This is a genomic window from Kitasatospora sp. NPDC057965 (assembly GCF_042887135.1).
In the GTDB taxonomy this organism is placed as follows: Bacteria; Actinomycetota; Actinomycetes; order Streptomycetales; family Streptomycetaceae; genus Kitasatospora.
This window is the reverse complement of the sequence record NZ_JBHVPZ010000003.1, coordinates 367,045-394,003: the sequence shown is the minus strand read 5'-3', so window position 1 is coordinate 394,003 and position 26,959 is coordinate 367,045. Positions and strand designations below refer to the sequence as shown.

Annotated in this window: 20 protein-coding genes; 14 read left to right on the top strand and 6 right to left on the bottom strand. The window is 73.8% G+C overall.

Annotated features, from left to right (window positions below; genetic code table 11):
• Positions 1-4 precede the first annotated feature (4 nt).
• The 3 genes from ACFVVU_RS05670 to ACFVVU_RS05660 all read left to right on the top strand — a co-directional run bounded on the left by ACFVVU_RS05670 (position 5) and on the right by ACFVVU_RS05660 (position 4,291).
• A complete protein-coding gene (locus ACFVVU_RS05670) occupies positions 5-466 on the top strand; it encodes a GNAT family N-acetyltransferase (protein WP_380681286.1) in 462 nt (153 codons plus the stop codon).
• A gap of 109 nt (positions 467-575) precedes the next feature.
• The gene (locus ACFVVU_RS05665) at positions 576-3,428 is read left to right on the top strand and encodes an alpha/beta fold hydrolase (RefSeq protein WP_387788490.1); all 2,853 of its coding nucleotides are present in this window, start codon (positions 576-578) and stop codon (positions 3,426-3,428) included.
• Entirely contained in the window at positions 3,425-4,291 is an 867-nt protein-coding gene (locus tag ACFVVU_RS05660) for an ABC transporter permease (RefSeq protein WP_380681290.1), read from the top strand. The genes ACFVVU_RS05665 and ACFVVU_RS05660 overlap by 4 nt, the downstream gene beginning before the upstream one ends.
• Before the next feature lie 103 nt (positions 4,292-4,394).
• On the opposite strand, the gene ACFVVU_RS05655 is transcribed toward ACFVVU_RS05660, so the two are convergent.
• Positions 4,395-7,214: an LPXTG cell wall anchor domain-containing protein gene (locus ACFVVU_RS05655; protein ID WP_387788489.1), complete on the bottom strand. Its 2,820-nt coding sequence runs from the start codon at positions 7,212-7,214 to the stop codon at positions 4,395-4,397.
• Positions 7,215-7,363: 149 nt separating this feature from the next.
• Entirely contained in the window at positions 7,364-8,998 is a 1,635-nt protein-coding gene (locus ACFVVU_RS05650; RefSeq protein WP_387788512.1) for an alkaline phosphatase D family protein, read from the bottom strand.
• Between the two features lie 190 nt (positions 8,999-9,188).
• On the opposite strand from ACFVVU_RS05650, the gene ACFVVU_RS05645 reads away from it, so the two are divergent.
• From ACFVVU_RS05645 to dnaE, 3 genes are all read left to right on the top strand, one after another.
• Entirely contained in the window at positions 9,189-9,773 is a 585-nt protein-coding gene (locus tag ACFVVU_RS05645; RefSeq protein ID WP_387788488.1) for a dienelactone hydrolase family protein, read from the top strand.
• A gap of 64 nt (positions 9,774-9,837) precedes the next feature.
• The gene (locus ACFVVU_RS05640; RefSeq protein ID WP_387788487.1) at positions 9,838-10,566 is read left to right on the top strand and encodes a hypothetical protein; all 729 of its coding nucleotides are present in this window, start codon (positions 9,838-9,840) and stop codon (positions 10,564-10,566) included.
• Between the two features lie 117 nt (positions 10,567-10,683).
• Complete coding sequence (gene dnaE, locus ACFVVU_RS05635) at positions 10,684-14,229, top strand: DNA polymerase III subunit alpha (protein ID WP_380682204.1); 3,546 nt, start codon at positions 10,684-10,686, stop codon at positions 14,227-14,229.
• Between the two features lie 62 nt (positions 14,230-14,291).
• On the opposite strand, the gene ACFVVU_RS05630 is transcribed toward dnaE, so the two are convergent.
• Positions 14,292-15,179, bottom strand: coding sequence for a LysR substrate-binding domain-containing protein (locus tag ACFVVU_RS05630; RefSeq protein ID WP_380682203.1), 888 nt, complete (start codon positions 15,177-15,179; stop codon positions 14,292-14,294).
• 72 nt (positions 15,180-15,251) lie between these two features.
• Between ACFVVU_RS05630 and ACFVVU_RS05625 the strand changes: the two genes are divergently transcribed.
• The 6 genes from ACFVVU_RS05625 (at position 15,252) to ACFVVU_RS05600 (ending at position 21,511) form a co-directional block, all read left to right on the top strand.
• Entirely contained in the window at positions 15,252-16,142 is an 891-nt protein-coding gene (locus ACFVVU_RS05625) for a dihydrodipicolinate synthase family protein (protein ID WP_387788486.1), read from the top strand.
• A 96-nt stretch (positions 16,143-16,238) separates the two neighbouring features.
• On the top strand, positions 16,239-17,267 hold the full coding sequence (locus ACFVVU_RS05620) for an aspartate-semialdehyde dehydrogenase (protein WP_380682201.1): 1,029 nt from the start codon (positions 16,239-16,241) through the stop codon (positions 17,265-17,267).
• Positions 17,268-17,518: 251 nt separating this feature from the next.
• A complete protein-coding gene (locus tag ACFVVU_RS05615; RefSeq protein WP_380682200.1) occupies positions 17,519-18,763 on the top strand; it encodes an NYN domain-containing protein in 1,245 nt (414 codons plus the stop codon).
• An 83-nt stretch (positions 18,764-18,846) separates the two neighbouring features.
• Positions 18,847-19,845, top strand: a complete 999-nt coding sequence (locus ACFVVU_RS05610; protein WP_380682199.1) for an ABC transporter ATP-binding protein — start codon at positions 18,847-18,849, stop codon at positions 19,843-19,845.
• Positions 19,842-20,654: an ABC transporter permease gene (locus ACFVVU_RS05605; protein WP_380682198.1), complete on the top strand. Its 813-nt coding sequence runs from the start codon at positions 19,842-19,844 to the stop codon at positions 20,652-20,654. Before ACFVVU_RS05610 ends, ACFVVU_RS05605 begins: the two co-directional genes overlap by 4 nt.
• Before the next feature lie 83 nt (positions 20,655-20,737).
• Positions 20,738-21,511, top strand: coding sequence for a hypothetical protein (locus ACFVVU_RS05600; RefSeq protein WP_387788485.1), 774 nt, complete (start codon positions 20,738-20,740; stop codon positions 21,509-21,511).
• Between the two features lie 23 nt (positions 21,512-21,534).
• Here ACFVVU_RS05600 and ybaK read toward each other — a convergent pair whose 3' ends face one another.
• Genes ybaK through ACFVVU_RS05585 form a run of 3 tightly spaced genes read right to left on the bottom strand, consistent with a single transcriptional unit; the run spans position 21,535 to position 24,451 of the window.
• Complete coding sequence (ybaK, locus tag ACFVVU_RS05595) at positions 21,535-22,029, bottom strand: Cys-tRNA(Pro) deacylase (RefSeq protein ID WP_387788484.1); 495 nt, start codon at positions 22,027-22,029, stop codon at positions 21,535-21,537.
• 55 nt (positions 22,030-22,084) lie between these two features.
• Positions 22,085-22,810 carry an LON peptidase substrate-binding domain-containing protein gene (locus ACFVVU_RS05590; RefSeq protein ID WP_387788483.1) on the bottom strand — a complete coding sequence of 242 codons (726 nt, stop codon included), beginning with the start codon at positions 22,808-22,810 and terminating at the stop codon, positions 22,085-22,087.
• Positions 22,811-22,870: 60 nt separating this feature from the next.
• Positions 22,871-24,451, bottom strand: coding sequence for an oxidoreductase (locus ACFVVU_RS05585; RefSeq protein WP_387788482.1), 1,581 nt, complete (start codon positions 24,449-24,451; stop codon positions 22,871-22,873).
• A 101-nt stretch (positions 24,452-24,552) separates the two neighbouring features.
• On the opposite strand from ACFVVU_RS05585, the gene hisD reads away from it, so the two are divergent.
• Positions 24,553-25,860, top strand: a complete 1,308-nt coding sequence (gene hisD / locus ACFVVU_RS05580; protein ID WP_387788481.1) for a histidinol dehydrogenase — start codon at positions 24,553-24,555, stop codon at positions 25,858-25,860.
• The gene (locus ACFVVU_RS05575) at positions 25,857-26,957 is read left to right on the top strand and encodes a histidinol-phosphate transaminase (protein WP_387788480.1); all 1,101 of its coding nucleotides are present in this window, start codon (positions 25,857-25,859) and stop codon (positions 26,955-26,957) included. The genes hisD and ACFVVU_RS05575 overlap by 4 nt, the downstream gene beginning before the upstream one ends.
• Positions 26,958-26,959 lie beyond the last annotated feature (2 nt).

The following is a 26,959-nucleotide window of genomic DNA, read 5'->3' as shown; positions in this document are numbered from 1 at the left end:
GGGGATGGCGGCGACGATCCGGGTGGCGCGCGGCGAGGCCGACCTCGCGCTGGTGCACGAGGTCCGGCGGGAGGTCTTCATCGTCGAGCAGGGGATCGCCGAGGAGGAGGAATGGGACGACCTCGACCCGACCTCGGAGCACCTGCTGGCGATCGGCCCGGACGGCGGGCCGGTCGGGACCGCGCGGCTGATCTTCGGCGAGCAGGCGCTGAAGATCACCGGCGGGATCGAGGGCCGGGTGCTGCTCGGCCGGCTCGCGGTGCTGGCGGCGGCCCGGGGGACCGGGCTCGGCGCGGAGCTGGTGCGGGCGGTGGAGGCCGCCGGGCTGGCGCGCGGGGCGCGCGAGGTGGAGCTGCACGCGCAGGTGCAGGCGCTCGGGTTCTACGAGCGCCTGGGGTACCTGGCCGAGGGGCCGGTGTACGACGACGCCGGGATCCCGCACCGGACGATGACCCGGGTGCTGTAGAGGGACCGCTGCGGCCGGACCGGCCGGTCGGCCCGGCCGCAGCGGTCGGCCCGGTGGGCGCCGGTGGTTTTATCGGACGCCTACTCCGCATGCGGCTACGATCACCGCCATGGAGCTCGGTGGGGCGTGGCGCCGGTGGCGAGGCCGTGGGACGGCCGCCGGACGGAGACTGGTGGCCGGGGCGGTGGCCCTGGTGGCGGTGGCCGGGGCCGGGACGGCGGTGGCCGTCGCGGCCGGGGGCGAGCAGTCCGTCCGTCAGGAGGATCGTTTCCTCGCGATGCCCGAGACGCCCGGCAGCGCCCAGGTCGTCCAACTGGACACCTCCTTCTTCACCACCGGCGACGGCCCGCGCCCGGCGGTGCTGCTCGGGCACGGCTTCGGCGGCTCCAAGGAGGGCGAGCGGGAACGCGCCCGGGAACTGGCCCGGCAGGGGTACGCGGTGCTGACCTGGTCGGCGCGCGGCTTCGGGCGCTCCGGCGGCAGGATCGGGCTGAACGCCCCGGACCGCGAGGTCGAGGACGTCAAGCACCTGGTCGACTGGCTGGCGCAGCGCCCCGAGGTACAGCTGGACGGTCCCGGCGACCCCCGGGTGGGGATCACCGGCGCCTCGTACGGCGGGGCGGTGGCGCTGCTCGGCTCGGCCTACGACAGCCGGATCGACGCCGTGGCCAGCGCGATCACCTGGTGGAACCTGGCCGACGCGCTGTTCCCGCAGGGGGTGCGCGGCTCGGGCGCCGTGGACGGCGTGTTCAAGAAGCTGTGGGCCGGGATCTTCTTCACCACCGGCTCGGTGGGCGAGCTCGGGCCCTCCGGCGGTGCGGCCCGGCCGGCCCTGGCACCCGATCAGGGCGGCGGGCAGGTCGGCTGCGGCCGGTTCCTGGACGAGCTGTGCCGGATGTACGACCGGGTGGCGGCCTCCGGGCACGCCGACCCGGAGGCCGTCGCGCTGCTCGAACGCTCCAGCCCGTCCTCGGTCGCCGCGCGGCTGAAGGCACCCACCCTGGTGATCCAGGGTCAGCAGGACTCGCTGTTCCCGCTCGACCAGGGCGACGCGATCGCCCGGGCGGTGGCCGCCAACGGCGCCCCGGTGGCGGTGGACTGGTTCGCCGGCGGGCACGACGGCGCGACCGATACCAGTGACCGGGTGGACACCCGGACGACGGAGTGGTTCGACCGCTTCCTGAAGGGCGGCGGTCCGAAGGGCGGCACCGCCGAGGGCGATGCCGCGAAGGCCGGGGGGACCGGCCCGGCGTTCCGGGTGACCCGGACCGGCGGGGTCGACTCGACGGGCTTCCAGGCGGTGCTGCGCGGGGCCACCGCGGACGCCTACCCGGGCCTCGGCGGCACCGGCTCCCGGCAGTTCGAGCTGAAGGCCCCCACCGGCGAGCCGGAGCAGGCCTTCGCCAACCCGCCGGGCGGCGCGCCGCCGAACATCTCCGCACTGCCGGGCTTCGGCGGCGCGCTCAGCCAGGCGTCCTCGCTGGGCGCCGGGCTGTCGCTGGACTTCCCCGGCCAGTTCGCCGCCTTCGAGTCGGAGCCGCTGGACTCCTCGGTGCACCTGACCGGACAGCCGACCGTGCCGGTCCGGGTGCGGGCCGACCGGCCGGACGCGGTGCTCTTCGCCAAGCTGTACGACGTCGCCCCGGACGGCAAGCAGAGCCTGCCGCAGCAGCTGTCCGCGCCGCTGCGGGTGACCGGCGCCGACGCGCCCGAGGGCAGGGAGGTCACGGTGGCGCTGCCCACCGTCGACCACACCTTCGACGCCGGGCACCGGCTGCGGCTGGTGCTCGCCTCCACCGACCTCGCGTACGCCTCGCCCGTCGAGCCCGCCACCTACCGGGCGGCCGTCACCGGGCCGGTGACCCTGCCGACCGTGGACGGGCTGGTCACCGAGGCGGCGCCGCTGCCGTCCCGGACCTGGGTGCTGCCGCTGGTCGCGCTCGCGCTGGCCGCCGCGCTGGTGCTGGTGCCGAGGCTGCGCGCGGCCAGGAGCGCGCGCCGGGCACACGGACCGGCGTACGACCCGGCGCTCGCCGGGGTTCCGCTGCAGATCACCGGTTTGAGCAAGCGCTACAAGGGCGCCGCCGACCGCTACGCCGTCCGCGACCTGGGCTTCCGGGTGGAACAGGGCCAGGTGCTCGGTCTGCTGGGACCCAACGGCGCGGGCAAGACCACCACGCTGCGGATGCTGATGGGCCTGATCCGGCCGGACGCCGGTGAGATCCGGATCTTCGGCCACCTGGTGCGGCCCGGCGCGCCGGTCCTCTCCCGGGTCGGCGCGTTCGTCGAGGGCGCGGGTTTCCTGCCGCACCTCACCGGGCGGGCCAATCTGCGGCTGTACTGGCAGGCCACCGGCCGTCCGGAGCAGGACGCGCACCTGGAGGAGGCGCTGGCCATCGCGGGGCTCGGCGAGGCGCTGGACCGGGCGGTGCGCACCTACTCGCAGGGCATGCGGCAGCGTCTGGCGATCGCCCAGGCCATGCTCGGCCTGCCGGACCTGCTGATCCTCGACGAGCCGACCAACGGGCTCGACCCGCCGCAGATCCGCGAGATGCGCGAGGTGATGATCCGGTACGCGGCGGCCGGGAGGACCGTCATCGTCTCCAGCCACCTGCTGGCCGAGGTCGAGCAGAGCTGCAGCGACCTGGTGGTGATGGACCGGGGCCGGCTGGTCACCACCGGAGCGGTCGCGGAGATCGTCGGCGCGGGCGCTCAGCTGCTGGTCGGCACCGACGCCTCGTTCGGGGCGGCCGAGCTGGCGGCGGCGGCCGACAAGGTGGCCGCGCTGGCCGGGGTCGGCTCGGCCGAGGCCGTCGAGGGCGGGCTGCTCGTCCGGCTGGACGGCATGGCGGGCAGTCAGCTGCTCGCCGAGCTGGTGCGGCTCGGTGTACCGGTGGAGTCGGCCGGGCCGCAGCGCCGGCTGGAGGACGCGTTCCTGTCGCTGATCGGAGGTGCGGCGTGAGCGCCGTGGGTGCTGAGGTGTCGGCCGATCACGCGGTCGGCTACCGGGCCGGGCGGACGCTGCCGTTCCGGGTCGAGGTGGTCCGTCAGCTGCGGCGGCGCCGGACGCTGGTGATCGGCGGGGTGCTGGCCGCGATGCCGCTGCTGGTGCTGGCGGCGTTCGCGGTCGCGGGTACCCCCGGGCGGACCGACCGGACGACGTTCATCGAGCTCGCCACCTCCTCCGGGCCGAACTTCGCGGCGACCATGCTCTTCATGGGCACCGGCTTCATGCTGGTGATCCCGGTTGCGCTGTTCTGCGGGGACACGGTGGCCTCGGAGGCCAGCTGGTCCTCGCTGCGCTACCTGCTGGCGGCGCCGGTGCCGCGGGCGCGGCTGCTGGTGCGCAAGTTCCTGGTGGGGCTGCTCTTCTCGGCGGCGGCCGTGACGCTGCTGCCGCTGGTCGGGCTGCTGGTCGGCACCGCCGCGTACGGCTGGGGGGACCTCCGGCTGCCGGCCGGGGCCAGTCTGACCGCCGGGGAGGCGCTGCCGCGGCTGGCGGTCGCGGTGGCCTACGTGTTCCTGAGCGAGATCGTGATCGCCGCGGTGGCGTTCTGGCTCTCCACCGCCACGGACGCGCCGCTGGGGGCGGTCGGCGGGGCGGTGTTCGGCTCGATCATCACCGGGGTGCTGGACGCCATCACGGCGCTCGGGGACCTGCGGGCCTGGCTTCCGGCGCACTGGCAGTACGCGTGGGCGGACGCCCTGCAGCCGCGGATGGAGTGGGGCGGCATGGTGCAGGGCGTCTCGCTGTCACTGTCCTACGCGGTGGTGCTGCTGGCGCTGGCCTTCCGGGGGTTCACCCGCAAGGACGTGGTGTCGTAGGCGCGGTGTCGTAGACATGGCGCGGTACCGGTTCGTGTGACGGCCCCGCCCCCGGCGTCCCTCGCGGGGGCCGGGGGCGGGGCCGATCGGCTCTGGTACGGGGTCAGCTCTCGTACGGGGTGGTGGGGGCGGCGGCCGTCGCGCGGCGCCGGGTCCGCTGGACCAGGAGGCCGCCCGCGGCGATCAGCAGGCCGCCGGCCGCGAGCAGACCGCCGACCGGTGCGCCGGTCTCGGGCAGGTGACCGCCGCTGTTCGGCGGCTCCGGGTGCGGGCCGGGGCCGTTGGCCGGGGGCTTTCCGTGGTCACCGCCGTTGGCCGGGGGCTTTCCGTGGTCACCGCCGTGGCCCGGGTGCTTGGGGCAGCCCTTGTGGTCGTGGTCCTTCGGGGGGCAGAACAGGACGGTGACGCGCAGCTTCACATCGGGACTGCGGACCTCGCCGCCCTGGGGGTCGGTGGCGGTGGCGTGGGCGGTGTTGGTCACCTCGCCGGCTTTGGCGTCGGCTTCGGTGACGGTGTAGAGGGCCTGGCAGGTGGTGCTCTCACCCGGCTTGAGGGTGATGCGGTCGCAGGTGATGGTGCCGACGCGGTCGTCGGTCACGGTGAGGTTCTTCAGCGCGGCCGTGCCGGTGTTGGTGACGGTGTACGTGTAGGTGATGGTCTCGCCGATGTGCAACAAGCCGGAGGGGTTGGCCTTCTTGGTGATGGTGAGCGCGGTGGCCCCGGTGGTGACGGGCAGGGTGACCTGTGCGTCGGGGCTGCGGACCGCGCCGCCCTGGGGGTCGGTGGCGGTGGCGTGGGCGGTGTTGGTCACCTGGCCGGTCCTGGCGTCGGCTTCGGTGACGGTGTAGCCGGCGTGGCAGGTGGTGCTCTCGCCGGGGTTGAGGGTGGTGCGGTCGCAGGTGACGTTGGTGGCGCGGTCGTCGGTGACGGTGAGGTTCTTCAGCGCGGCCGTGCCGGTGTTGGTGACGGTGTAGGTGTAGGTGACGGTCTCGCCCACGTGCACCGGTCCGGCGGTGTCCGCCTGCTTGCGCAGGTCGAGCCCGAAGGCCCCGTTGATCCGGATCGTCGCCTCGGCCTCCGGCGAGGTGAGCGGGTGGCCGTCCGAGGTCCCGGTGGCGTGGGCGTGGTTGGTGACCGAGCCGGCCCCGCCGTCGGCCGCGGTGATGACGTAGCTGCCGTGGCAGGTGGTGCTGTCGCCGGGGCTGCCGGCCGGGGCGAGCGTGCCGGCGGCGCAGGTGATGCCGGTGACCTTGTCGTCCGTGATGCCGACGGCGTCGACCCGGGTGCCGCCGGTGTTGGTGACGACGTAGCTGTAGGGCACGGTGTCGCCGACGGCGAACGGGCCGGGGGCGTCGACGTGCTTGGTCAGGTGGAGGCCGGGCGGGGCCACGACCGGGACGTTCTCCGAGGCCGGCGGGGACTCGACCGGGGTGCCGTCGGCGGTGCCGGTGGCCACGGCGGTGTTGGCGATCTGGCCGGACTGGGTGTCGGCGGCGGTCACCAGGTAGGTGGCCGTGCAGGTGACGGTCGCGCCGGGGGCGAGCGTGGACACCGGGCAGCTGACCGGTCCGACCTTGGGGTCGTTGACGCCCAGGTTGTCGATCGGCACGGTCCCGGCGTTGGTGACCACGAAGTCGTAGGGCACCGGCGTGCCGACCGTGATGAGCCCGGGCAGCGGCTCGTGGACCTGCTTGACCAGGTTCAGCTCGGGCAGCGGCTGGTCCGTGCTCACCGTGACGTTGCGGATCAGGTGCACGTCGGTGAACAGGCCGGTGGAGCCGGCGAAGCCGAACTTGTAGGTGGAGGGGACGGGCGTCGGGGCGGGGGTGGACAGCACCTGGTGCGGGCCGGTGCCGTCGTTGAAGTCGACGCCGACCGTCAGCACCGGGGAGGGGGCGGGCGTCAGGTGCACGTTCACCCGGCGGCGGGACGGCTCCAGCAGGGTCTGGGCCTCGTCGGGGGTCACCGCGGGCGGCAGCGAGGTGAGCGGGCCCTGCAGGGTGCCCGGCAGGGTGGAGGGCCAGGGGCCGGTGGTGGTGAAGTTGCTGGTCGTCGCGGTCAGGAAGCAGTAGCCGGTGGTGCCGTCGCCGGGGTCGCGGACGGTGACCATGTTGGCGCCGGGCGCGGGGACGTGGAACCCGGTGCCGGCCGGCGAGCGGGTCGCGCAGCCGTTGCCGCGCTGTTCCCAGTCGCCGAAGTAGTTGCCGAGGACGTCGAGACCGACACCCAGGTAGCCGCGGTCGACGCCGGGCAGGAAGGTGAGGTTCGGGTTGTCGTCGGGGAGCTTCTGGGCGTAACCGAGGCTGCCGCCGAAGGCCCCGGGGTGGGCGAGCGAGGTGTCGCCGTTGACCAGGAAGAAGGAGATGCCGTCGGCCGGGGTGTTGGGCGTGGTGCTGCCGTACTGCCACTGGTCGAAGGTGACGTCCAGACCGTTGCCGGCCGGCAGCGCCTGGTCGAACAGGACGGCGCCGCTCTGGTCGTTCGCGGCGTCGGTGATCCGCAGGTAGCCGAGCGGCGCGCTGTTCAGCGGCGGTACCGGTCCGGTCTCGGCGGTCGGGCAGCCGCCGAGCGGGTGGTTGCCCGGGACCAGCGGGGCGGGCGCGGCGCCGGTGAGGCAGGCGGAGCCGACGGCGAGGAAGCGCGGGTCGGCGGTCGCGTTGGTGAAGGCCTCGTCGAGCAGGACGCTGCCGCCCGCCCGGACGCGTTCAGGGGCGGCAGCGACGGGGGCAGCGGCAGCGGTGGGAGCGGGGGCCGAGGAGGCGGGAGCGGAGGGTCCGGCCGGGGCGGCCGGATGCGGTGGTGCGGCGGCCCGGGCGGTGGCGCCGGTCAGGCCGGTGCCGAGGATTCCCAGTGCCGCGATGGTGGTGACGAGGCGGGCCGTTCGGGCGCGGAGCCACGGGGGACCCCCGGTTTCTCTGGTCATGTCGTCACTATGTGCGACAAGCGCACAGTGTGACGAAATGAATGCTCTGAGTGCGTCCGAATGATCGCCCGGACGAAGGAGGGGGGCCCGGAAGGATGGGGCCCCGCCCTCCGGGGGCGGCCGGAGGGCGGGGCCCGGTGCGGTGGTGGCTACTTGACGGGGGAGTAGACCCGCTCGATCTGCTGGGTGCCGGACTTGGTGCGGTAGGAGCGCGTCCACTTGCTGGTCGCGTCCTTGCGGGTCCGGTCGGAGAGCACGTAGTAGTCCATCTGGGTCTGGGCGGGGGTGACCTCCAGCACGCCGTAGCCGTGCGAGTCCAGGTCGACCCACTTGACGTGCGGGTTGGCGCCCTTGATCGCGGCGGCGGCGACCAGCGAGAGGGTCTGCGGCGCGACCTTGAGGAAGTCGTCGATGTTGTCCGAGGTGACCGAGGTGACCACGAACTCGGTGGCGGCGCTGCCCGACAGCGGGTAGGTGGCGGCCTCGTTCGGGACGTCCGAGGCCCAGGCCGAGTGGATGTCGCCGGTGAGGAAGACGGTGTTGGTGATGCCGTTCGCCTTGAGGTGGCCGAGCAGCTCGCGGCGGTCGTGGGTGTAGCCGTCCCACTGGTCGGTGTTGATCGCCAGGCCCTCGCCGGGCAGGCCCAGCAGCTTGGCCAGCGGGCGCAGCAGGTAGTCCGGCAGCGAGAAGAGCGCGACCGGGGAGATCATTACCTCGTTGCCGATCAGCCGCCAGGCGGTGTCGGAGGCGGAGAGGCCGGCCTTCAGCCAGTCCATCTGGGCGCGGCCGGTGATGGTGCGGTCGGCCGAGTCGACGTCGCCGTTGCCGACCTTGACCTGCTGGGAGCGGAACGAGCGCTGGTCCATCAGGTGCAGGTCGGCGAGCTTGCCGTAGCGCAGCCGGCGGTAGGTGGTGCCGGCGATGGACGGGCGGACCGGCATCCACTCGAAGTAGGCCTGCTTGGCGGCGGCGACCCGGGCCGCCCAGTCGCCCTCGGTGCCGGGGGTGTGGTTCTCGGCGCCGCCGGACCAGGCGTCGTTGGCGAACTCGTGGTCGTCCCAGATCGCGATGGTCGGGACCTGGGCGTGCAGCGCCTGGAGGTCCTCGTCCGTCTTGTACCGGCCGTGGCGGGTGCGGTAGTCGGCGAGGGTGAGGATCTCGTGGGCCGGCGCGTGCGGGCGGACCACGGAGCCGGCGGCGCAGAACTCGCCGGTCTTGTACTCGTAGATGTAGTCGCCGAGGAAGAGGAAGGCGTCGAGGTCGCCGCGGGCCGCCAGGTGGCGGTAGGCGGAGAAGTAGCCGGCCTCCCAGTTGGCGCAGGACGCCACGCCGAAGCGGAGCCGGTCGAGGGCGGCGTCGGTGGCCGGGGTGGTGTGGGTGCGGCCGACCGGGGAGGTGGTGGCGCCGGCGGTGAAGCGGTACCAGTAGGCGGTGGCCGGGGTGAGGCCGCGGACGTCCGCCTTGACGGTGTGGTCGGTGTCGGCGGAGGTGGTCACGGTGCCGCTCGCCACGATCCGGGTGAAGCCCTTGTCGGCGGCGAGCTCCCAGCGGACCTCGGTGCCGGCGCCCAGGCCGGAGCCGGGGGCGGCCTCGGGGGCCGGGGTGACGCGGGTCCAGAGCAGGATCCCGTCGGGCAGCGGGTCGCCCGAGGCGACGCCGTGCAGGAACTGGGGCGCGGCGGCGGCCTGGGCCGCGGCGCCGAGGGTCAGCGGCAGGGCGGCGGCGCCCGCGACGACGGCGGTGGCCTTGAGCACCTGGCGACGGTGCGGGCGGGCGGAGGTCATGTCATTGACAAGGTCGGTCACGGCGACAGGCTACCCGTGGGTAATGATGTGTTCCATATGACGAACTGACTGTTTGTCGGTGATTCACCGATGCGTGACGTCCCGCCATCCCGCCGGGTGGGCGCGGCCACCTGGCGGCCATGAGCGATGATGGGGAGGTTCCCCGCCCGCTGCAAGGAAGTTCCCCGACGTGGCCCAGATCCTGCTCCTGCACTCCGCGTACGGCCTGCGCCCCGCCGTCCACGCCGCCGCCGACCGCCTGCGCGACGCCGGCCACACCGTGCACACCCCCGACCTCTACGACGGCCGGACCTTCGACGACATCGAGGAGGGCATGGCGTACAAGGAGGAGCTGGGCAGCGACGAACTGCTTCGCCGGGCCGTGGGCGCGGCCGCCCCGCTGCTGACCTCCGGCGACGCCCTGGTCTACGCCGGCTTCTCGCTCGGCGGCTCGCTCGCCCAGAACCTCGCCCTCGCCGACGAGAACGCGCGCGGGCTGCTCCTCCTGCACGGCACCTCCGACATCCGCGAGGACGCGGCCACCGCCGTCCCCGTCCAACTGCACGTGGCCGAGCCGGACCCGTTCGAGCCGGAGGACTGGCTGAACGCCTGGTACCTCAACATGCGCAGGGCCGGCGCCGACGTCGAGATCCACCGCTACCACGGCGCCGGTCACCTCTTCACCGACCCCGAGCTGTCGGACTACGACGCCGAGGCGGCCGAGCGCACCTGGGCCGTGGCCCTGGACTTCCTCGCCGAGCTGGACGCCGCGTAGTCCTGTTCGCCGGCGCGGGAGGCCGGCCCGGCCGGCCTCCCGCGCCCTCGGGGAGGATGGGGCCGTGACGAGGATGAGTGACGGCCGGTACGCGCCGGCGGGGTCGTTGATCGGGATGGTGCAGCGGGGGCGCGGGCTGGGTGCGCGCATGGTGGCGGAGGATCCGCGGGGGGCCGCCGAGGTGGTGGCGGGGTGCGTCCGGTGGGACTGGCGGTGGGACGACGCCGATCAGCGGGCGGTGTACCTGGCGCGGCTGCTGCGGGACGCGGGGGTCGAGGCCGCGCCGCTGGCGCCGGTGCCGGGTGGGCGGCGGCACGAGACGCACGGGGCGGGGGAGGCGGCGGAGGGGGACGTCGAGGCGCTGGTCGAGCGGCTGGAGCGGGAGTGGGTGGAGCGCCGGTGGTGCGGGCCGGTGCACACGGCGCGGGCGTTGGCCGGGTTCGGGGTGCGGGCGCGCGGCGCGGCGTCGCTGCTCAGGCGCTTCTGGCTGTGGACGCCGCACTCGCACGAGCGGGTGGGGTACCTGGAGGCACTGGCGGTCATCGAGCCGGCCGGGCTGGACGGGATCTACCTGGAGTGCCTCTGGGACTGCGAGGAGGACGCCCGGCTGCTGGGGGTGGAGCGGGCTCCGGACGGGGCGCAGGTGCGGGAGCGGCTGCGGTACCTGGAGCGCGACGAGCTGGAGGGGGAGGCGGTCCGGGCGGCCGCCCGGGAGAGGCTGCTGCGGTGCCGGTCCGCTCGCGGTGAGCGAGTGCGAGGGGAGGGGCGGGAGCGGGCTAGAGTGGGAGGGTGAACGTGTGAGTGATGGTCCGGGCCGGTAGCGGCTCGGGCCTCATCCATTTCCGGGCACCTTCTGTGACCCGCGCGTTCACCGGCCCACCTGCCAGCACGAGCCTACGGAGGCCCCGCCTTGAGCGATCAGCCGTTCGCGCATCTGCACGTCCACACCGAGTACTCGATGCTGGACGGCGCCGCCCGGCTGAAGCAGATGTTCAAGGAGGTCGAGCGGCTGGGGCAGAGCCATGTCGCGATGACCGACCACGGCAACATGTACGGCGCGGCCGAGTTCCACAAGCAGGCCACCGCCGCCGGCATCACCCCGGTGATCGGCATCGAGGCGTACGTCGCCCCGGAGGCCCGCTCCAACACCAAGCGCATCCTGTGGGGCCAGCCGCACCAGAAGAAGGACGACGTCTCGGCGTCCGGCGCCTACACCCACAAGACCATCTGGGCCCGGAACAAGGAGGGCCTGCACAACCTCTTCAAGCTGACCTCGCGCTCGTACTCCGAGGGCTGGCTGGTCAAGTGGCCCCGGATGGACAAGGAGCTGATCTCCGAGCTGTCCGGCGGCCTTATGGCCACCACCGGCTGCCCCTCCGGCGAGCTGCAGACCCGGCTGCGCCTCGGCCAGTTCGACGAGGCGCTGCGGTCCGCCGCCGAGTACCAGGAGATCTTCGGCAAGGAGAACTACTTCCTGGAGCTGATGGACCACGGTCTCGACATCGAGAAGCGGGTCCGCGACGGGCTGATCGAGATCGGGAAGAAGCTCGGCATCCCGCCGGTCGTCACCAACGACTCGCACTACACCACCGAGGCCGACGCCGGCGCCCACGACCTGCTGCTCTGCGTGCAGACCGGCAAGAACCTCTCCGACCCGGACCGCTTCCGGTTCGACGGCACCGGCTACTACATCAAGTCGGCCGCCGAGATGTACGCCCTGGACCAGTCGGACGCCTGGCAGGAGGGCTGTCGCAACAGCCAGCTGCTGGTGGCCTCCCGGGTCGACACCGAGGGCATGTTCGAGTTCCGCAACCTGATGCCGCGCTTCCCGATCCCGGAGGGCTTCGAGTCCGAGGCGGACTTCTTCAAGTCCAAGGTCTGGGAGGGCATGGACTGGCGCTTCCCGGGCGGGTACGACGAGGAGCACAAGAAGCTCGCCGAGTACGAGATGGACACCATCATCCAGATGGGGTTCCCGGCGTACTTCCTCGTGGTCGCCGACTTCATCATGTGGGCGAAGAGCCAGGGCATCGCGGTGGGGCCGGGCCGTGGTTCGGCGGCCGGCTCGCTGGTCGCGTACGCCATGGGCATCACCGACCTCGACCCGATCCCGCACGGTCTGATCTTCGAGCGCTTCCTCAACCCCGAGCGCATCTCCATGCCCGATGTCGACATCGACTTCGACGAGCGCCGGCGCGGTGACGTGATCCGGTACGTGACGGAGAAGTGGGGATCCGACAAGGTCGCCATGATCGTCACGTACGGCACCATCAAGGCGAAGGCCGCCATCAAGGACTCCTCGCGCGTCCTCGGCTACCCGTACGCGATGGGCGACCGGATCACCAAGGCGATGCCGCCGGACGTCATGGGCAAGGGCATCCCGCTGTCCGGCATCACCGACAACAGCCACCCGCGCTACAGCGAGGCCGGCGAGATCCGCGGGCTCTACGAGACCGACCCCGACGTGCGCAAGGTGATCGACACCGCGCGCGGCATCGAGGGCCTGATCCGCCAGCCCGGTGTGCACGCGGCCGGCGTCATCATGTCCGCCGAGCCGCTGACCGACCACATCCCGGTCTGGACCCGGCACACCGACGGCGTCACCATCACGCAGTTCGACTACCCCACCTGCGAGGGCCTCGGCCTTCTCAAGATGGACTTCCTCGGCCTGCGCAACCTGACGATCATGGACGACGCCGTCAAGGCGATCGAGAAGAACAAGGGCGTCAAGATCAATCTTCTTGAGCTGCCCCTGGACGACAAGCCGACCTACGAACTGCTGGCGCGCGGTGACACGCTCGGCGTCTTCCAGCTCGACGGCGGCCCCATGCGCTCGCTGCTGCGCCTGATGAAGCCCGACAACTTCGAAGACATCTCGGCCGTTCTGGCGCTGTACCGGCCGGGTCCGATGGGCGTCAACTCGCACACCAACTACGCGCTGCGCAAGAACGGGCAGCAGGAGATCACCCCGATCCACCCGGAGCTGGAGAAGCCCCTGGAGGAGGTGCTCAGGCCCACCTACGGCCTGATCGTCTACCAGGAGCAGGTGCAGAAGGCCGCGCAGATCCTGGCCGGCTACTCGCTCGGCCAGGCCGACCTGCTGCGCCGCGCCATGGGCAAGAAGAAGAAGGAGATCCTGGAGGCCGAGTTCGTCCCGTTCCAGAAGGGCTGCCGGGAGCGCGGCTACTCGGACGCGGCGATCCAGGCGGTGTGGGACGTCCTGGTCCCCTTCTCCGGCTACGCGTTCAACAAGGCGCACACGGCGGGCTACGGGCTCGTCTCCTACTGGACGGCGTACCTCAAGGCCAACTACCCGGCCGAGTACATGTCCGGCCTGCTCACCTCGGTCAAGGACGACAAGGACAAGTCGGCCGTCTACCTCAACGAGTGCCGGAAGATGGGCATCAACGTCCTGCCGCCGGACGTCAACGAGTCGGACGCGGACTTCACCCCGCACGGTGACACCACCGTCCGGTTCGGCCTGACCGCCATCCGCAACGTCGGCGGCCCGGTCGTCGAGTCGATGATCCGGACCCGGAAGACCAAGGGGAAGTTCTCCTCCTTCCCGGACTTCCTGGAGAAGGTGGAGTCGGTGGTCTGCAACAAGCGGACCGTCGAATCGCTGATCAAGGCCGGTTCGTTCGACTCGCTCGGCCACACCCGCAAGGGCCTGACCGCGCAGTTCGAGCCGATGATCGACAACGTCGTCGGCATCAAGCGCAAGGAGGCCGAGGGGCAGTTCGACCTCTTCGGCGGCGACACGGCGAGCGACGAGCCGAGCTTCGGCCTGGACGTGGTGTTCTCCGAGGACGAGTGGGAGAAGTCCTTCCTGCTCACCCAGGAGCGGGAGATGCTCGGTCTGTACGTCTCCTCGCACCCGCTGCACGGCATCGAGCACGTGCTCGCCGACAAGGCGGACTGCGCGGTCGCGGACCTCGCCGAACGGCCGGACGGGACGATCGTCACCATCGGCGGCATCATCTCGGGCCTCCAGCGGAAGATGACCAAGCAGGGCAACGCCTGGGCGATCGCGACGGTCGAGGACCTCGCGGGCTCGATCGACTGCATGTTCTTCCCGGCCAGCTACCAGCTGGTCTCCTCGCAGCTGGTCGAGGACGCGGTGGTGTTCGTGCGCGGGAAGCTGGACAAGCGCGAGGACGTGCCCCGGCTGATGGGCATGGAGCTCACCGTCCCGGACCTGTCGAACGCGCACGCCGAGGCGCCGATCATCATCAACATCCCGAGCGGGAAGGTGACGCCCCCGTTGGTGGCGCGGCTCGGCGAGGTGCTGAGCAGTCACCGGGGGACGACCGAGGTGCGGGTCCGGCTGGAGGCGCGCAGCAGGACGACGGTGCTGCGGCTCGACCGGCACCGGGTGAAGTCGGATCCGGCGCTGTTCGGGGACCTGAAGCAGCTGCTCGGCCCGAGCTGCCTGGCGGGCAACGGGGCGGCGTAGGGGCTGTCCCCTGCGCGGACCCCGCGGAGCGCCCGTGCCCGGCCGGGTACGGGCGCTCCGCGCTACGCGGAGTTGCGCAGCGGGGCCGGTACGGCGGTGTGCAGTGCGGAGACGAAGGCGGAGATCGCGGGGTGGGCGCCGGCCCCGGCGCGGAACGCGGTGCGGGTGCGGCGGTACATCGGCAGCCGGGTGAGGACGACCCCCGGCGGCGGCCGGTCGATGCCGAGGTGCGGGACCAGCGCCACCCCCTGACCGGCCGCCACCAGGGCGAGCACGGTGGCGAAGTCGTCGATCTGGTGGCGGATCCGGGGCGCGAAGCCCGCGCTCTCGCAGGCCCGGACGGCCATGCTGTGGCACAGGGTGCCCGGCGGGGCGAGGATCCAGGGTTCGGCGCGCTGGTCGGCGACGGCGCCGGGGGCGCGGGCCGCCAGGTACATCGGCTCGGTGAAGATCGGCCGGGTCATCGCCAGCCCGGGCTCCGGGTCGGCGGGCACCAGGTCGTACTCGTGCAGCAGCGCCACGTCCAGCTCGCCCGCGCGCAGCGCCGCCGCGACCTCGGCCGGGTCGACCTCGGTGACCATCGGCTCCAGCCCCGGGTGCCAGCCGGCCAGTTCGGCGAGCACGGCGGGGATGATCGCGCGGGCCGCCGACGGGTAGGTGCCGATCCGCAGCGGGCCGGCCAGGCCGTCGCGGGCGTGGGCCAGTTCGGCGTCCGCCTGCTCCAGCCGTTCGAGCACGGCCTCGGCGTGCCGGACCAGGTTGCGCCCGGCGGGGGTGAGGGTGACCCGGCGGCCGGTGCGTTCCAGCAGCGGGACGCCGGCCTCCTTCTCCAGCACGGACAGCTGCTGGGACACCGCCGAAGGGCTGAAGCTGAGCGCCTCGGCGACGGCGGCGATGGTGCCGAGGTGGGCGAGTTCGCGCAGCAGGCGCAGGCGTCGGACATCGAGCATCGGCTCAGCTTACGAGAAGCTTCGGAAACGTGAACTGGACCTGGGGGATCGGCGGGCCGCAGGATCGTGGGCATGGAACTCAAGGGCATTTTCGTCCCGCTGGTCACGCCGTTCGCGGCCGACGGCTCGGTGGCGCTGGACGCGCTGGAGAAGCTGGCCGGCTCGGTGCTGGACGACGGCGCGGCCGGACTGGTCGCGCTCGGCACCACCGGCGAGCCGGCCGCCCTGAGCGCGGACGAGCGGCGCGCGGTCACCGAGGTCTGCGCGGCGGTCTGCGCCGGGCGCGGTGTGCCGCTGCTGGTCGGCGCCGGCGGGCCGGGCACCGCGGCGGCGGCCGAGGAGCTGGCCGGGCTGGCCGCCCGGGTGCCGGGGGTGGCGGGGGCGCTGGTGACCGTGCCGTCCTTCGTCCGGCCGGGCGAGGCCGGGACGGTCGCGCACTTCCGGGCGCTGGCCGAGGCCAGCTCGGTGCCGCTGGTCGTCTACCACATCCCGTACCGCACCGGGCAGGCGCTGTCGGGCGCCGCGCTGCTGGAGCTGGCCGCGCTGCCGAACGTGGCGGGCGTCAAGTACGCGACGGGCGGGGTGGACCAGGCGGCGGTGGAGCTGCTGGCCGCGGCGCCGGCCGGGTTCTCGGTGCTGGGCGGGGACGACGCCGTGCTCGCGCCGCTGCTGGCGCTCGGCGCGGACGGCGGCATCCTGGCCTCCGCGCACCTGGCGACCGCGCGCTTCGTCGAGCTGGCCGAGGCCTGGCGGGCCGGGGACGCGGCGCGCGCCCGGGCGCTGGGCCACCGGCTGACCGGACTGGCGGTGGCGGCCTTCGCCGCGCCGAACCCGGCGGTGGTCAAAGGCGTGCTGCACGCGCAGGGGCGGATCCCGACGCCGGACGTCCGGCTGCCGCTGCTGCCGGCCGGGCCGTCGGAGGTCGCGCGGGCGCTGGAACTCCTCAGTGGTCTGGACCACTGAGGACCACAGGATGGAATGCCGGGCCGCCCCGTGCCGGTGACAAGGCATGATGGGCGGAGTGCGGCTGTGAGTTGCAAGATCAAGAGGAGTAGTCGGATGAAGATCGGCATTGTCGGGGCCACCGGCCAGGTCGGCGGCGTGGTCCGCGAGATCCTGGCGGAGCGCAACCTCCCGGTGGAGCAGCTGCGGCTGTTCGCCTCGGCCCGCTCGGCCGGGCGCACGCTGCCCTGGCAGGGTACCGAGGTCACCGTCGAGGACGCGGCCACGGCCGACTACACCGGCCTGGACATCGTGATCTTCTCGGCCGGCGGCGCCACCTCCAAGGCGCTCGCCCCCAAGGTCGCCGCCGCCGGTGCCGTCGTGATCGACAACTCCTCCGCCTGGCGCCGCGACCCCGAGGTCCCGCTGGTCGTCTCCGAGGTCAACCCCGAGGCGATCGCCGACCGCCCCAAGGGCATCATCGCCAACCCGAACTGCACCACCATGGCCGCCATGCCGGTGCTGCGCCCGCTGCACGACGAGGCCGGCCTCGCCGCCCTCGTCGTCTCCACCTACCAGGCCGTCTCCGGCAGCGGCGTGGCCGGCGTCGCCGAGCTTCAGGACCAGGCCGCCAAGGTCGTGGACGGCGCCGCCGCCCTCGCCCACGACGGCTCGGCCGTCGAGTTCCCCGAGCCCAAGGTCTACCAGCGGCCGATCGCCTTCAACGTGGTGCCGCTGGCCGGTTCCATCGTCGAGGACGGCTCCAACGAGACCGACGAGGAGCAGAAGCTCCGCCACGAGAGCCGCAAGATCCTCGGCATCCCCGAGCTCAAGGTGGCCGGCACCTGCGTGCGCGTCCCGGTCTTCTCCGGCCACTCGCTGCAGATCAACGCCCGCTTCGAGCGCCCGATCAGCCCCGAGCGCGCGGTCGAGCTGCTGGCCGGCGCCCCCGGCGTCGAGCTGAGCGACATCCCGACCCCGCTCCAGGCCGCCGGTCAGGACCCGAGCTACGTCGGCCGGATCCGCGTCGACGAGACGGTGGAGAACGGCCTGTCGCTGTTCATCTCCAACGACAACCTGCGCAAGGGCGCCGCGCTCAACGCCGTCCAGCTGGCCGAGCTGGTCGCCGCCGAGCTCAAGGGCTGATCCCCGCCGCGCACCGCGCGAGGGCCCCCGTCCGCGACCGCGACCGGACGGGGGCCCTCGGCGTCGGTACCGGGAAAGCGCCGGACGGCCGGGGTTCGGCGGGCGGATCCGGGGGAACAAGGTGACCCAACGATCGGGCGGCTGCGGGCACCCCTCACCCCATTCCGCCCGGACCCGGGCGCAGCGCGCCCACCCCGGCCCCGTCCGTCCCGGCGGAGCCCCACCCGAGGGCGAGCGGAAAGAGGTGCGCGATGGACCGCTGTGTCGTCCTGGTGGACGCCGGATACCTGCTGGGCGCCGCCGCGAGCCTGCTCGCCGGTGACCCCTCCCGTTCCAAGGTCACCGTCGACCACACCGCGCTGATCGCCGCCCTGCGCGAGCGCGCCGAGGCCGAGACCGGTCTGCCGCTGCTGCGGATCTACTGGTTCGACGCCGCGCCGGAACGCCGCCCGATGCCCGAGCACCGGCGGCTGCGCGTGCTTCCCCGGGTCACCGTGCGGCTCGGTGCGCTCACCCGGGCCGAGGGCCGCTGGGTGCAGAAGGGCGTCGACGCCGCGATGCACGCCGAACTCTCCGAACTCGCCCGCAACCGGGCCTGCGCCGACATCGTGCTGATCACCGGCGACGGCGACCTGCTGCCCGGCATGATGTCCGCCAAGGAGCACGGCGTCGTCGTCCACCTCTGGGCGCTGCAGGCCGCCGACGGCGACTTCAACCAGTCCGAGGACCTCGTCGGCGAGGCCGACGAGCGACGGGTGCTGGACCGTGAGTGGATCGAGGGCTCGTTCAGCCTGCGCGACACCTCCAGCGTCTTCCCCGGCCCCGGCGCCCGGCACGACATCGCCAAGATCCTCGCCGCGCCGCCCGCCGCGCCCCCCGCCACCCTGCCGGGCCCGCTGCCCGCGGCCCAGGTGCCCGGTCGCCCCGCCGAGGCCGAGCCGGTCGCCGTGGCGGCCCCCGCCGCCAACGGGCGCCCGCAGCCGGCCGTCGCCGGACTCAAGATCGTCCCCACCCCCAAGGACCTCGCCGGGCGCAGCGCCGACCGGCAGGCCGCGGCCGACCGGCAGCAGGCCGGCCCGGTGCTGCGCTGGTCCTCCGACCGCGGCTGGATCGAGCGGCCCGCCACCGAGCCCGCCGTCACCGCCGGCGACGGCCTGCCGACCCTGGCCCAGCTCACCACCGCCGAACAGCGCTGGGCCGACCGTGAGGAGGACATCACCTCCATCGGCGGCGACGCCCACGAGGTCGGCCAGGTCTTCGCCCGCCGCTGGACCGGCCGGATGGGTGACGTCGAACGGCTCACCGTCCTGTGGCCCGGCTACCCGCGCATCCCGCACCGGGTCGACGGCGAGCTGCTGCGCTACGCCGCCCGCTTCGGGCTGCTCGCGCACAAGGACGACCAGATCGACGAGCACGACCGGTACGCGATCCGGGCGGGCTTCTGGAAGGAGCTCGCCGCCAGGGTCCCCGGCGGTGACCTGGTCGTCGACGACTGACCGGTCCGGGGCGGCCCCCGGCGGCGCCGCGGGCGGGGCCCCGTTGTCCGGTTCGCCCGTTGCACCGCGTAGAGTCTCCGGTCGTGAGTGAGACGGCCGGGCGGGCACCCCAGGAGACCTCGCCGTGCTGCGCCGTACGCGACCTGGTCCGCACGTACCGCGCCGGGCGCGGCGCCTCGGCCACCGCGATCCGGGCCAACGACGGCATCACCCTGACCGTCCGGCAGGGTGAGATCTTCGGCCTGCTCGGGCCCAACGGCGCCGGCAAGTCCACCCTGGTCCGCCAGCTCACCGGCCTGCTGCGGCCCGACTCCGGCAGCATCGAGATCCTCGGCCACGACGTGGTCCGGCACCCCGAACGGGCCGCCCGGCTGCTCGGCTACCTCGGCCAGGAGTCCAGCGCGCTCGACGAGCTGACCGTCGCCCTCGCCGCCGAGACCACCGGGCGGCTGCGCGGTCTGAGCCGGGCCGCGGCCCGCGCCGCCGCCGACGAGGTGATCGCCGAACTCGCCCTGGAACCGCTCGCCCACCGGCCGCTCGCCAAGCTGTCCGGCGGCCAGCGCCGGCTCGCCTGCTTCGCCGCCGCCCTGGTCGGCGACCGGCCGCTGCTGGTCCTCGACGAGCCCACCACCGGCATGGACCCGGTCGCCCGGCGGGCCGTCTGGTCGGCGGTCGAACGCCGCCGGACCGAGCGCTCGGCCACCGTGCTGCTGGTCACCCACAACGTGATCGAGGCGGAGACGGTGCTGGACCGGGTCGCGGTGGTCGACGACGGCCGGGTGATCGCCTGCGACACCCCCGGCGGCCTCAAGGCGCTGGTCGACGGTGACGTCCGGCTCGACCTGGTCTGGCGCGACGAAGCGCCGCTGGCCGTCCCCGCGGTGGCGGCGCTCGCCGAACGGGCCGAGCGCACCGGCCGCCGCTGGACCGTCCGCACCACCCCCGAGCAGGCCCGCGAGCTGGTCGCCGCCGTCACCACCGGCCCGGCCTTCGCCGCCCTGGACGACTTCACCCTGGCCACCCCGAGCCTTGAGGACGCCTACCTCAAGCTGGGCGGCCGCCACGGAGGACTGGCCAAGTGACGCTGCTCTCGGCACCGGCGCGCACCACCCCGGACACGGCCGGCGGGCCCGCCCCGCTCGCGCCCGCCGCCCGGATGCTGCCCGCCCTCGCGGCCGTCTACCGGGCGCAGCTCGCGCGGGCCCGGGTGGCGCGGATCCCGCTGCTGTTCGTGGCCACCTTCCAGTCGCTCGGCATCCTGGTGATGATGCGGGGCGTCGTCGACTCCGGGCAGACCTCGGCCGCCCGGTACGTGGTGTCCGGCTCCAGCGTGCTGGTGGTCGCCTTCGTGGCGCTCAACCTGCTCGCCCAGTACTTCGGCCGGCTGCGGGCCAGCGGCGGGCTGGACCACTACGCGACGCTGCCGGTGCCGGCCGCCTCGGTGGTGCTCGGCACGGCCGCCGCCTTCGCCTCGTTCACCCTGCCCGGGACGCTCGTCACCGCGGGGGTCGGCGCGGTGATGTTCGGGCTGCCGCTCGGGCAGCTGTGGGTGCTGCTCGCGGTGGTGCCGCTGGCCGGGGCTGCGCTCTCCGGGCTCGGGGCGGCCTGCGGGCTGCTCGCGCCCAAGCAGGAGATCGCCACCATGCTGGGGCAGCTCGGCATGTCGGCGGCGCTGCTGCTCGGCGTGCTGCCGGTGGACAACCTGCCGCAGCCGGTGCTCTGGCTGCGCGACCTGCTGCCGTCCACCTACGCGGTGGAGGCCTTCGCCCGGACGTTCCGGCCGTCGCCGGACTGGGCGGCGGTGGCCGGGGACCTCGCGGTGTGCGCGGGAGTGGGCGTGGTCTCGCTGGCCGTCGCCACCTGGGCGTACCGGCGGGCGACCCGCCGCTAGCCGGTCGGTGCCCGGCCGGGGCCGGTCGCCCGGTCGGTGGGTGGCCGGGTCGCGGGGGCGTCGACCGTGAAACGATGGGGGGTGTGACCGTACCGAACACACCTCCGGATCCCGCGCGCGCCGACGGCTCCGATGCCGTGCCCGCGGACTCCGTGACCGGGGACTCCGTGCCCGCTCCGTACGCCGCGCCCGACCCGTACGCCGCGCGCGATCCGTACGCGCTGCCGCCGGGGCTCGACCTGGTGGCCGGCAAGCCGAAGCCGGCGGAGCCGCTCGCCCAGCGGCTGCTGCCCGAGCTGAGGATCGGGGCGGCCACGGTGCTGGCCTGCCTGGTGCTGGGGGTCGTGATGGGCGTGCTGTGGGCCTGGCTGGCGCCCAAGGTGCCGCTGGTCGTGGACGGCAACAAGATCCTCTACGCCGACCCGGAGGGCGAGCAGCGGGCCGGGGCCGACAGCGTGTTCGTGCTGATCGGGCTGGGGATGGGGATCCTGACGGCGCTGGGCGCGTTCCTGGTCAGCCGGAAGCGCGGCGGCGGGATCTCGGTGGCGGTCGGGCTGGCGGTCGGCGGGCTGCTGGCGTCGGTCGGGGCGTGGGGCCTCGGGCGGTGGCTCGGGCCGGGCCGCGACCTGGTCGCGGAGGCGCGGCGGGTCGGGAACGGCGGGCACTTCCAGGCGGACATCGACCTCGGGGCGTACGGGGCGGTGCTGGCGTGGCCGATGGCGGCGATGGTGCTGCTGCTGGCGCTGTCGGCGGCATTCGGGAAGCGCGAGGAGGACCCGCCGCCGTACTGGGGGGTGCCGGGGCCCGCGGCCGTGGACGCGGGGGTTCCGTCGGCTGAGGAGCGGCGGGAGGGCTGAGGTCTGCCCCCCGCGACCTCGGGTCAGTGGGCGATGGGGGCGGTGCGGGCGTTGGTGAGGGTGACGAGGTGGGCGGGGGAGAGCTCGACCTCCAGGCCGCGGCGGCCGGCGGAGACGTAGACGGTGGGGTGGGTGAGCGCGCTGGCGTCGACGACGGTGCGCAGCGGGCGGCGCTGGCCGAGCGGGGAGATGCCGCCGAGGACGTAGCCGCTGCTGCGTTCGGCGGCGGCCGGGTCGGCCATCGCGGCGCGCTTGCCGCCGACCGCCGCGGCCAGCGCCTTGAGGTCGAGCCGGCCGGCGACCGGGACGACGCCGACGGTGAGGACACCGTCGACGTCGGCGACCAGGGTCTTGAAGACCCGCTCGGCCGGCACGCCGAGCGCCTCGGCGGCCTCGCCGCCGTAGGAGGCGGCGGCCGGGTCGTGCTCGTAGGAGTGGACGGTGAACGGCACGGCGGCGGTCTCCAGGGCGACCGTCGCGGGCGTGCCCTGGCCGCCCTTCTTCGGCTTCTTGGCCACGGGGGCTCCGCAAATCGGTGGGGTGCGGTCGGTGGGGTGCGGTCGGTGGACCGGGTCAGTTGGGGCTGAAGGACTGGCGGGTGAGGTTGACGGCGGGCAGCGAGGGCAGCCAGCTGAGCACCGCCGTCTCGCGGCGCAGCAGTTCGAGCTCGGTGCGCAGCCGCTGGGCGTTGTCGGGGCAGGCGAGCAGCTGCTGCTTGAGCGGGACCTCCAGGACGGCGGCCGCGGCGACCAGGTAGGACAGCACCTGCGGGTCGTCGGGCAGTTCCTGGCGGCCGACGGTGCTGGCCTCGCGGGCCCCGGCGAGCCGGCGCTGGTAGGTGCGGAAGACCCGTTCGACCTCGGCGGCCAGTGCGCCGGAGCCCTCGCCGGTGAGTTCCTCGATGGGTTCGAGCTCGCCGACGAGGTACGGGCCGCCGACGTCGACGGACCGGAGCCAGAACCGGGTGGTCCCGGTGATCAGCAGCTCGTACCGGCCGTCCGGCTGCGGCTGGACGGAGGTGACGTCGGCGACGCAGCCGATGTGGTGGAGCGCCTCCAAGGGGTCGCCGGTGGTGCCGAGGCCGTCCAGCGGGCCGGCCGGGCCGTCCTCGGGGCGGACCGGGGCGACCTCGCGGCCGTCCTTGATGGCGAGCACGCCGAAGCGGCGCGGCTGGTCCTCGGGTCGCTCCAGCAGGTCGGCGACCAGACGGCGGTAGCGCTCCTCGAAGACGTTCAGGGGCATCACCAGGCCCGGGTAGAGCACGGTGTTCAGCGGGAAGAGCGGAAGCCGTTCTGTCACGGCGGACAGCGTAGTTCCCCGGACCCGCCGGGCCTTCACGGCCCGGGTGCTCAGCGGTCCTCAGCCGCGCTGGAGCATCCGGCTGGCGCCGGCGGCGACCGTGGTGGCGAGCACCCAGCCGACCACGACCAGGCCGGAGGAGACCCACTGGGCGGTGCCGCCGGGGTTCCAGCCGGTCTGGCCGAGGTCGACGATCGGCAGCAGCTGGCCGAGCGCGTACAGCACCGGGTTCCAGTGCGGGCGCTCGTCGGCCTTGAGCGGCTGGAGCGCGTGGGTGGCGAAGTAGAGGCTGCCGAGTGCCCAGGCGAGCAGCAGCCAGAGCGCGGCGCGGCCGGGGCGGAAGCCGTAGCCGACGGTGGCGTCCTGGATCCGGCCCCAGATCCGGGCCGGCAGCGGCAGGGTCTGCCGGCGGCGGCGCTGCTTGGCGTAGAGCACCTCGCGGGCGTCGTCGTCGGCGCCGTCGCGGCGCAGCGCGGCGGCGAGCTGCTCGTAGGACTCGGGCTGGAACTCCACGGAGGAACGTTCCAGCCAGCCGATCCGCTGCCGGACGGGGAACGGCACGGCCGGGCGCAGGCACTCGTAGGTGAACCCGGTGAGCCCGACCGATCCCCCCTGCGGCCAGGAGCCGGGGGCGTCGACCAGGTTGCCGATCCGGGCCCGGGACAGCGAGACGGCGCCGCCCTCCGGGAACCGGCAGGTGAAGCGCAGTTCCGGGGTCTGGATCCGGCGCAGGGTCACCTCGTCGCCGTCGACCAGGTGGAACTCGGCGTCGGAGAGCAGACAGGCGTTCTCGAAGCGGCCGTCGGAGAGCCGGACCTGGCCGAAGGCGCGGAACGGCGTGCTCGGCGCGTCCGGCGGCGGGACCTCGCCGTACCCGGAGCCGTAGTAGGTCTGGGACCCGTACCAGCCGCCGTCGGCCGAGCCGCTCAGGTACAGGGTGTGGCCGACGGTGAGCCGCACCGCGTTGAGGGCGTTGCGGTTGCCCGGCGCGGCGCGCAGCTGGGCGCCGCGCAGCGAGAGCCGGCCGCCGATCCGGGCGGTCCGCAGGCTGACCTCGCCGTGGGTCGCCAGCCGGTCGGCCTCGCAGTCCTGGCTGACCGCGATGCCGTCGGCGGACAGCGCCCGGCCGAACCGGTCGCCGCCCAGGACGGCCTGGTTGATCAGCAGGTCGGTGCCGATCCGGGCGTCGGTGAGCCGCACGCCCTGGCGGATCCGGCAGCGGGCCAGGTGCAGGTCCCCGGAGGTCGCCAGCCGGGAGGCCTCCAGCCGGGGGATGAGGCAGTTGATGAAGCGCAGGGTGCCGGCCTCGGCCTCGGAGATCAGGACCTTCTGGTCGAAGCGGCAGTCGTGCAGCTCGACGTAGTGGCCGATGGTGCCGCCGGCCAGGTCGAGCGGGCCGGTGACCAGGGCGCCGGTCAGCTTGAGCGAGGCGACCCGGCCGGGGACCGCGGCCGGGCCGTCCAGCAGCAGCCGGGCGAGCACCCGGGCGCGGACCGTTCGCTCCGGACCCCAGACGGCCTCGCCGAACGGGTCGTCCTCGGCGGCCTCGCCGCTGCGCAGGTCGTGGATCCGGCCGAGCCGGAACGCCTGCCAGAGTGCCTGTTCGGCGGCCGTCCAGTCGTCCGGTGCCCGATCCGTCACGGTTCCCCCCGATTCCCCCGGCCTCCCCCGGCCGTCTCGCCCTTCGTATCACGGACTGAAATGCGGGACCGTCGGTTCCGGCCACTCCTTACACTGGGGGCGTGATCTCTCGAATCGATCTGCGCGGCTCGCTCGACGACCCGCGCGACCTGCTGCCCCGTGCCGACTTCGACGTCGCGGCCGCCCTGGAGAAGGTGCGTCCGATCGCCGAGGACGTGCATCATCGCGGGGTCGCGGCGCTGATCGAGATCACCGAACGCTTCGACGGCGTGCGGCTGGAGTCCACCCGGGTCCCGGCCGAGCAGATCGCGCGGGCGCTGGAGGAGCTGGACCCGAAGGTGCGCGCCGCGCTGGAGGAGTCGATCCGCCGCGCCCGCATCGTGCACGCGGACCAGCGCCGCGAGGGGCACACCACCCAGGTGGTGCCGGGCGGCACGGTCACCCAGCGCTGGGTGCCGGTGGACCGGGTCGGGCTGTACGTGCCCGGCGGGCTGGCCGTCTACCCGTCCTCCGTTGTGATGAACGTGGTGCCGGCCCAGGAGGCGGGCGTGCGCGGCATCGCGGTGACCTCGCCGCCGCAGAAGGCCTTCGGCGGCCGGGTGCACCCGACCATCCTGGCGGCCTGCGCGCTGCTCGGCGTCACCGAGGTCTATTCGGTCGGCGGTGCCCAGGCGGTCGCCATGTTCGCGCTGGGCACCGAGGAGTGCGAGCCGGTGAACATGGTCACCGGCCCCGGCAACATCTACGTGGCCGCCGCCAAGCGCTACTTCGCCGGGCGGATCGGCATCGACTCCGAGGCCGGCCCGACCGAGATCGCCGTCCTCGCCGACGACAGCGCCGACCCGGTGGACGTCGCCGCCGACCTGATCAGCCAGGCCGAGCACGGCCCGACCTCGGGCTCGGTGCTGGTCACCGACTCGGTGGCGCTCGCCGACGCGGTCGAGGCCGAGCTGAAGACCCAGGTCGCCCGTACCCGGCACAGCGAGCGGGTGGCCGAGGCGCTGGGCGGCCGGCAGTCCGGCGTCATCCTGGTCGACGACCTGGAGCAGGGCCTGGCCGTGGTCAACGCCTACGCGGCCGAGCACCTGGAGATCCAGACCCGCGACCCGCACGCGGTCGCGGCGAAGGTGCGCAACGCCGGCGCGATCTTCCTCGGCCGGTTCACCCCGGTCTCGCTGGGCGACTACGCGGCCGGCTCCAACCACGTGCTGCCCACCGGCGGCTGCGCCTGCCACTCCTCGGGCCTGTCCGTGCAGACCTTCCTGCGCGGCGTGCAGGTCGTCGAGTACGACCGCGAGGCGCTGGCCGGCATCGCCGAGCACGTCGTCAACCTGGCGAACGCCGAGGACCTGCCCGGTCACGGCGACGCGATCAAGGCCCGATTCGACTGGACGGTTCCCGGAACGTGACCACGATCGACGACCTTCCCGTCCGGGACGAGCTGCGCGGCCAGTCGCCCTACGGCGCCCCGCAGCTCGACGTCCCGGTCCAGCTGAACACCAACGAGAACCCGTACCCGCTCCCCGAGGAGCTGGTCGCCCGGATCGCCGAGCGGGTCGCCGAGGCCGCCCGGAACCTCAACCGCTACCCCGACCGCGACGCGGTCGAGCTGCGCGAGGGCCTGGCGGCGTACCTAACCCGCACCACCGGCCACGCCGTCGCCCGGGAGAACGTCTGGGCCGCCAACGGCTCCAACGAGGTGATCCAGCAGCTGCTGCAGACCTTCGGCGGCCCCGGCCGCACCGCGCTCGGCTTCGAGCCCTCGTACTCGATGCACGCGCTGATCTCCCGGGGCACCGGCACCGGCTGGATCTCCGGCCCGCGCAACGCCGACTTCACCATCGACCTGGACGCCGCCGTCGCGGCGATCGCCGAGCACCGCCCGCACGTGGTGTTCGTCTGCTCGCCGAACAACCCGACCGGCACCGCCGTCGACGCCGCCACCGTGCTGCGGCTGTACGAGGCCGCGCAGGCCGCCCGGCCCAGCCTGGTGGTGGTCGACGAGGCGTACGTCGAGTTCTCGCACCGCGACTCGCTGCTGCCGCTGATCGAGGGCCGCCCCAACCTGGTGGTCTCCCGCACCATGTCCAAGGCCTTCGGCGCGGCCGGGCTGCGCCTGGGCTACCTGGCCGCCGACCCGGCGGTGGTGGACGCGGTGCAGCTGGTCCGGCTGCCGTACCACCTGTCGGCCGTCACCCAGGCCACCGCGCTGGCCTGCCTGGAGCACACCGACACCCTGCTCGGCTACGTCGGCCGGCTCAAGGCCGAGCGCGACCGGCTGGTCGAGGCGCTGCGCGGGCTCGGTCTGGAGGTGACCGACTCGGACGCCAACTTCGTCCAGTTCGGCCGCTTCGCCGACACCCACGCCGTCTGGCGGGCCGTCCTCGACCACGGCGTCCTGGTCCGTGACAACGGCGTCCCCGGATGGCTGCGCGTCACCGCCGGCACCCCCGCCGAGAACGACGCCTTCCTGGCCGCCGTCGCCACCGTGATCAAGGAGCTCTAACC